At 42.6% G+C, this 7,467-nt stretch carries 5 protein-coding genes; all 5 read left to right on the forward strand.

What is annotated here, in order from left to right; genetic code table 11:
• Positions 1 to 237: 237 nt before the first annotated feature.
• Positions 238 to 1,383 carry a beta-ketoacyl-ACP synthase III gene (locus B4K26_RS08725; RefSeq protein ID WP_296244869.1) on the forward strand — a complete coding sequence of 382 codons (1,146 nt, stop codon included), beginning with the start codon at positions 238 to 240 and terminating at the stop codon, positions 1,381 to 1,383.
• Positions 1,384 to 1,625: 242 nt separating this feature from the next.
• Positions 1,626 to 2,717 carry a peptide chain release factor 1 gene (gene prfA, locus B4K26_RS08730; RefSeq protein ID WP_296244870.1) on the forward strand — a complete coding sequence of 364 codons (1,092 nt, stop codon included), beginning with the start codon at positions 1,626 to 1,628 and terminating at the stop codon, positions 2,715 to 2,717.
• Between the two features lie 154 nt (positions 2,718 to 2,871).
• Positions 2,872 to 4,410 carry a lysine--tRNA ligase gene (gene lysS / locus B4K26_RS08735; protein ID WP_296244873.1) on the forward strand — a complete coding sequence of 513 codons (1,539 nt, stop codon included), beginning with the start codon at positions 2,872 to 2,874 and terminating at the stop codon, positions 4,408 to 4,410.
• A 99-nt stretch (positions 4,411 to 4,509) separates the two neighbouring features.
• Positions 4,510 to 5,892 carry a hypothetical protein gene (locus B4K26_RS08740; RefSeq protein ID WP_296244875.1) on the forward strand — a complete coding sequence of 461 codons (1,383 nt, stop codon included), beginning with the start codon at positions 4,510 to 4,512 and terminating at the stop codon, positions 5,890 to 5,892.
• 129 nt (positions 5,893 to 6,021) lie between these two features.
• A partial coding sequence (dnaX, locus tag B4K26_RS08745) for a DNA polymerase III subunit gamma/tau (RefSeq protein ID WP_296244877.1) occupies positions 6,022 to 7,467 on the forward strand: 1,446 nt, incomplete at its 3' end.

Raw genomic sequence — 7,467 nt, forward strand, 5'->3', positions numbered from 1 at the left:
AACGATGATAATTCACAGCAATTATAGCGCAGCTGTCGACAAATGAAGTCAATCTTTACTTATTCTCGTTAAGAAGCTGATTATTTGTAACAAAGTATTAGAAAAATTATATTATTCAGGCATAATAAAGGCACTTATTTTAAGTTTACAGTTATTCACCGAAAATTAGACGACTGTTGTTTTTCTCCACTTTTATGCTTATTGCAAGCACTATTGTAGTAGACAAGGAAGCACATCATGACGACTTGTATCACGGGCACCGGCCTGTATATCCCCCCTTATAGCATTAGTAATGAAGAGTTAGTAGAGTCATTTAACCAGTATGTTGATAATTATAATACCAAGCATGCTGACGCGATTGAAGCTGGTACGATTACGGCGTTGCAGCCTTCATCAGCGGCCTTTATTGAAAAAGTATCGGGTATCAAATCACGTTATGTGATGGAAAAAGACGGTATCTTAGATCCTGAAATTATGGCACCGGTCATTGCCTATCGTAACTTGGGCGAAGAGCTGTCTATCATGGCAGAAATGGGCGCTGCTGCATTGAAAGATGCGCTGGCTGACGCAGGTCTCGAGGCCAATGATTTAGACGGTATTATTCTTGCGTGTTCAAATTTCCAGCGTACTTATCCTGCGGTCTCTATCGAGATTCAAAATGAGATTGGTATGGTTGGTGGCTTTGCTTATGATATGAACGTTGCTTGTAGTGCAGCAACTTTTGGTTTATCGCAAGCACATGGTTCTATCGTTTCTGGTCTTGCCAAACGCGTTGCTGTGGTCAATGTTGAGATTACCTCAGCGCATCTAAATTGGCGCAACCGTGACAGCCACTTTATCTTTGGTGATGTGGCAACGGCTTGTATCGTAGAAGAGCTTGATACGCCAAAAGGCTACGAGATTCTAAATGCCAAATTATTTACTCAGTTTTCGACCAATATCAAAAACGAATATGGCTTTATGGATCGCTCTGAGTTCTTGGCGGCGCAGACTGAGATGTACCCCGATATCAAAGAACCCGTCACTGATAAACTATTTTTGCAAAACGGCCGTAAGGTCTTTCGTGAAGTCTGTCCGAAGGTGTCAGAAGTTATTACCGAGCACTTGCAAGAAAACGACATCCCAACGTCTGATGTGAAGATGATGTGGTTGCACCAAGCCAATGCCAATATGTTGGATTTAATCTTGCGTACCGTCATTGGTAAAGAAGCTGATAAAGCGATTGTTCCAAGTGTCATTGACGAGTTTGCCAATACAAGCTCAGCCAGTCCGATGATTGTGTTTCATCGTTATAAAGACGCGTTAAAATCTGGTGATTTGGGCGTAATTTGCTCGTTTGGTGCGGGTTATTCGATTGGTTCGGTACTGGTTCGTAAAGTATAATATTTCGTTCAAATGTTCTGATAATCATAAAAATAGCTAAGAGTATTCTTAGCTATTTTTTTACCTGCGTTTTCTCATCTATCTGTATGACAGGGAAAATTGGAAAGTCATATTTGAGTACAATTAGGGATAAAGCGAGCCGTTTGCGAATATAATAGTAAGATTGCTGAGAGGTTTTAAATTAAGCGCAAAAATTTGCTATAATCACTCTCTTATTTTACTCATTTTAAAAAAGTCCTTTTATGAAAGAATCCTTACGCCTGCGTTTAGACCAGATGGTAGACCGTTATGAAGAGGTCACCGCCTTATTATCAGACCCAAGTGTCATCAGCGATAATAATAAATTCCGTGAATTGTCCGTTGAGCATAGCGACTTGATGGAGATCACGACGTTATGGCAGAACTATTTGCGGGCAGAGACGGATCAAGCGGATGCAGAGACGATGCTTGCGGAATCATCAGACCCTGAAATGAAAGAGATGATGCAGGATGAGATTGACAGTGCGCGTAAGACCATTGCTGAGATGGAAGAAGCGCTTAACGTCATGATGTTGCCAAAAGACCCTAATGATAAAGTACCAGCGTTTTTGGAAATTCGAGCTGGGACAGGCGGTGATGAAGCAGCGATTTTCTCGGGTGATTTGTTCCGAATGTACCAAAAATACGCGCAAAACCAAGGTTGGACGGTAGAGATTTTATCAGCCAATGAAGGTGAGCATGGCGGTTATAAAGAAATCATCACTCGCGTATCTGGTAATAGCGTTTATGGTCGTTTAAAGTTTGAGTCGGGCGCTCATCGCGTCCAGCGTGTCCCTGAAACTGAAAGCCAAGGTCGTGTTCATACCTCAGCCTGTACGGTTGCCGTTATGCCAGAGGTTGAGATTGATGATACGGTTGATATCAATCCTGCCGATATTAAAATGGATACCTTTCGCTCAAGCGGCGCGGGTGGTCAGCACGTTAACACCACGGATTCCGCGGTACGTTTGACCCACATTCCAACTGGTACCGTGGTAGAGTGTCAACAAGAACGCAGTCAGCATAAAAACCGTGCCCATGCGATGAAAATGCTGGTGTCCAAAATCCAACAGGCAAAAGTACAAGCGCAGGTCGATGTGGCCGATTCTATACGTCGCGACTTGGTTGGTAGTGGTGATCGCTCAGAGCGTATCCGTACCTATAACTTCCCGCAAGGCCGAATGACTGACCATCGAATTAATTTGACGTTATATAAGCTTGATTCGATTATGGAAGGTGATTTAGATGAAATCCTTGATGCCCTGTTACGTGAACACCAAGCAGACTTGATGGCCAGTATTGGCGGAGTTGAATAAGGTAGTCAAAAGCTGACTAATTTAGCTAAGATGAAAGTCAAAATTCAGAACAATTTTGCTATTTTTAATAGCAAAAATATAAATTTTACTTGAACGTTTTATTTTAATTTTACTTCGTTTATTCCTTTAATTATCTAATAATTTTGAGAGTATTATGTCAAAGCACAACAATCAGAATCCGAATCAAGAGCAAGCTCCAGAAGACGCTAATGAGCTGATCGCTCAACTGCAAGCCAAGTTGGATGACATCAAGGCGTCAGGAAAGCAACCTTATCCTAATACCTTTAAGCGCACGGATTATGCTCAGGATTTACAAACCGCTTTTGACGGTGTCTCAAAGCAAGAAATCGAAGATAAAATCACCAATGGTGAAAAAACTCAGGTCAACGTTGCCGGCCGCGTGATGCTAAACCGTGGGGCATTTATCGTTATTCAAGATATGACTGGTCGTATTCAGTTATATGTGGCACGTAAACAGCTAGATGCAGAGACATTAGCGCTGATTAAATCACTAGATTTGGGTGATATCGTTGGGGTGTCTGGCTATATCGGTCGTTCTGGAAAAGGCGATTTGTACGTTCATATCGAAGCGCTTACTTTATTGACCAAAGCGCTACGTCCAATGCCAAATAAGTTCCATGGTTTAGCTGATGTCGAAGCGCGCTATCGCAATCGTCATCTTGATTTGATGACCAATGAGACGACCCGCGATACCTTTGTGATACGCAGTCAGATTATCAGTGGAATTCGCAAGTTTATGTTGAATGAGCGTTTTATGGAAGTTGAAACGCCGATGATGCATCCGATTCCGGGTGGCGCGGTTGCCCGCCCGTTTGTGACCCATCATAACGCTTTAGATATGCCGTTATATCTACGTATTGCTCCTGAGCTTTATTTAAAACGCCTCGTGGTTGGTGGTTTTGAAAAAGTGTTTGAGATTAACCGTAGCTTCCGTAATGAAGGCGTCTCAACCCGTCATAACCCTGAATTTACCATGATTGAGTTTTATCAAGCGTATGCCGATCACCATGATTTAATGGATTTGACCGAGCGTCTATTCAATGAGCTGGCGGTAAATATTTTGGGCACGACGGAGCTGACTTACCAAGGTGAAGCCATTAGCCTAAAAGCGCCGTTTATACGTTTGTCTATGCCTGATGCGATTGCTAGATATGCAGAAAACTTTGATATATCACGTATTAACGATCGTGATTATCTTGCAGACTACGCTTCAACGACACTGAAGCAACAAGTCAAAGACGTCTTTGGCATTGGTAAATTGCAGACGATTATCTTTGAAGAAACCGCTGAGCATCAATTGCGCCAACCAACTTTTATCACAGAATATCCTGCTGAAACCTCACCTTTAGCGCGCCGCAACGATGACAATCCTGAGATTACCGATCGTTTTGAGCTATTTATCGGCGGTCGTGAACTGGCCAATGGTTTTAGCGAACTGAACGACCCTGCCGATCAGGCCCAGCGCTTCCATGATCAAGTCGCTGAAAAAGACGCTGGCGATGACGAAGCGATGCATTTTGATGAAGAATATATCGAAGCTTTGTCTTATGGGCTACCACCAACAGCAGGTGAGGGTATTGGTATCGATCGCTTAGTGATGCTATTTACGGATTCGGCCAGTATTCGCGACGTGATTTTATTTCCGCATATGCGCCGCAAGTTTGATAGCTAAACGGCTTTGCTTGCCATAAATTCACGCTGGGACTAAACTGAACATAAGAAGGCTTTTTCTACTTTTAACGGAATGGTCTCAAGTTCTTTATGAGATCGCATGTATAGGGATATTATGGACACTCAGCAAGCAACAGCATCGATTTGGCAACAAATGATTCAGCAGAATTTTTTATCTCTGTATGACTTAACCGCAGACAAAATCACTGACCCTGAGTATCTTCAGGGTTATGATTTTGTTTTTGAGTTTTCTAATGCCATTGTTTACCTTATCGTTAATGATGTCACGATGCAGGCTGATCAGCACGATATTGATAACGCTCAGGTTCGTACGTGGAGAAAAGAGGTTGTCAATCAGCTGATTAAGCAACATGCCCAGCTGTATCTTAAAAATGATAAGGCACTTACCTATAGAAATGAGTCGATATCTGACAAGACAGTGATATCTAACAAAACAGGGCATAAAGCGATTTATTTTATTGGCTTAACATCACTTTCAGTTCAGCATCAAGACGTTACTGAAAAAGACAGTGCTCAGCCTGTTTATCAAAATACCTATCGAAGCAACTCTCAGAACATCTATCAAAACATGCCTATAGAAATGCCATCTTATGCGATTGGTTATGAATACGGCAGTCAGTTTTTTGCAGAAGACTGTGTGTTAGATTTAGACGATGAAGAAAGTGTGCTGCAAGTATTTAGCTATCAAAATTTTACTGAGGTACTTAAGCAATTGGTGACGCCCAGTGATTTGACAGCATTTTTAGACTTTCATCGCCGTAAGCTTGCTGGGTTTGAAGCGTTTCAGGATGAATCAACCTTGCTTGGCCAGTTTTTAGAGTCGCCAGACTTTTATCAAAGGGCGATTGACGTTCAAAAACAATTGGTCAGCCATGACTTGATAGCAGAGATTGAACCACGATTGCTAAAAGCGGCACAGCCTGAGCAAACTGAGTTTGCTAAAGCATTGAAGGTGGAAATTCAAAAAAATACTCGCATGTGGTACAAGCTTTTTAACAGCTTAGTCAAGGAGTGTTATGACGCGGGGACGCCAATACCAAAAGAGCAGGTTGATATTTTGGTCGACGAGTCTATGTATACCTATGCTTGTTTGGTAGAAAAAATATTGGCGCACAGAACCATCGATCAGGATTCGCGTTGGACCGGCTACGTACGTCATGAGCACTCTTATAATGTCTTTGGGCGCCATTACCTGATGGTGTTTTATGCTCAAGATGACAGCAGCTCATTAAGTGCCGACACGGTCCGTGCTAATCATCAAGATTTGTTATTTGAGCTCAATGCGCAAATGCAGCAGCCTGTTATGCAAGATTTGTTTTTAATCGGCGTTGATGTTAGGCCTTGTGAAGACAGCGTCAATACCGAGGTGCATCTTGATGCCTTTCATCAGCATGGCTCGCTTATCGATATACATACCCAGCGTTTGTATGAACAATTGGCTGAGTTACGCGCGCAATCCTAATCTATGCTAGAAACCAGTTTCAATGCTGGATTTCGTTGCACGGTTTCAATACCTACTTTGATAGTTAATTTTAAGGTACGTCGCTGATTTGAATCTCTATTTATATTATTACTCACATTGGCATTCATTATGACGCAGCAATATCAAGTTTTAGCACGCAAATATCGTCCAAAAAACTTTCACGAGTTGATTGGGCAGTCACACGTCTCGCAGGCGCTGATTAATGCGATTGATTATAATCGTCTTCATCACGCTTATCTATTTACGGGTACACGCGGCGTTGGCAAGACGACCATCGCCCGTATTTTATCTAAATGTTTAAACTGCGAGACGGGTATTACCAGCACTCCATGTGGCGTCTGTGATAATTGCGTGGCGATTGATCAAGGACGTTTTATTGACCTGATAGAGATTGATGCCGCCTCTCGCACCAAAGTTGAAGACACCCGTGAGCTTCTTGACAATGTGCCGTATGCGCCAAGCCAAGGTCGTTACAAAGTCTATTTGATTGATGAAGTGCATATGCTGTCAACGCATAGCTTTAATGCGCTCCTCAAAACCTTAGAAGAGCCACCTGAGCATGTAAAGTTCTTACTAGCGACTACTGATCCGCAAAAGCTGCCCATCACGATTATCTCGCGCTGTTTGCAGTTTGTGCTGCGGCCTTTATCACAACGTCTACTCAGTGAGCATTTAGCCAATATTTTAACCAAAGAGCATGTGGATTATACGCAGCCTGCACTTTGGCAATTGGCCAGTGCTGCAAAAGGGTCTGTTCGTGATGCGCTATCATTGACCGATCAAGCGATTGCTTTTGGGCAAGGTGGGCTAGATGATGTGACGGTTAATGCCATGCTTGGCTTAATTGATGCTGCTGATTTGGTGCGTTTAATCACAGATATTTATAATCACGATAAGACTGCGGTTGCTGCTCATATCGAGCAGATGCGTGCACAAATGGTCGATGCAACCAGTATGTTTGATGGTTTGGCTGAGCTGCTACATCAATTGGCATTGACGCAACTGCTGCCCGAAGTTGCTCTTAACGTAAATGAAGCACAAGCGCAGGAGATTAATCGGCTTGCGCAGCATATCAGTCCTGACGTTTTACAGCTTTATTATGAAATAGTGGTACAAGCGCGTGAAGGCGTAAAATTGGCTAGCACACCGATGCAAGCGCTTGAGATGTGTATTTTACGTCTATTGGCTTTTCGACCTTTATCCGACGATGAGATTTTAGTAAATCCGCCAGATAGCTCCGCATCATCTAGCACTACACCTTTAATCGAAAAAAACGCTGCTACAATTGAATCAAATACAGCGCCATCAAGCAATATTGAGCTTTCCTCATTAGTGTCAACTTTAGAGTCTTTGCCAGTATCACCAGCATCAGAAACGGTATCAACACCATCACTACAAAACGGCGATGCGAATGATCAAATGCAAAGTGAAGCTGGGTCACATAGCGCAGCTCATGGTAATGCTGAACTTGGTCAATATATTAGTCATAACCATGATGAAGAGTTAAGTTTAATAGATAATAATCTTAGCTCTGAACCTGTTGTTGAACCTGTT

This window comes from Psychrobacter sp. UBA6766, from assembly GCF_002453355.1.
Classification (GTDB): Bacteria; Pseudomonadota; Gammaproteobacteria; order Pseudomonadales; family Moraxellaceae; genus Psychrobacter.

Excerpts from the sequence above, each read along its gene's own strand:
- lysS (WP_296244873.1), top strand. The coding sequence starts at position 2,872 with ATGTCAAAGCACAACAATCAGAATCCGAATCAAGAGCAAGCTCCAGAA.
- B4K26_RS08725 (WP_296244869.1), top strand. The coding sequence starts at position 238 with ATGACGACTTGTATCACGGGCACCGGCCTGTATATCCCCCCTTATAGC.
- prfA (WP_296244870.1), top strand. The coding sequence starts at position 1,626 with ATGAAAGAATCCTTACGCCTGCGTTTAGACCAGATGGTAGACCGTTAT.
- B4K26_RS08740 (WP_296244875.1), top strand. The coding sequence starts at position 4,510 with ATGTATAGGGATATTATGGACACTCAGCAAGCAACAGCATCGATTTGG.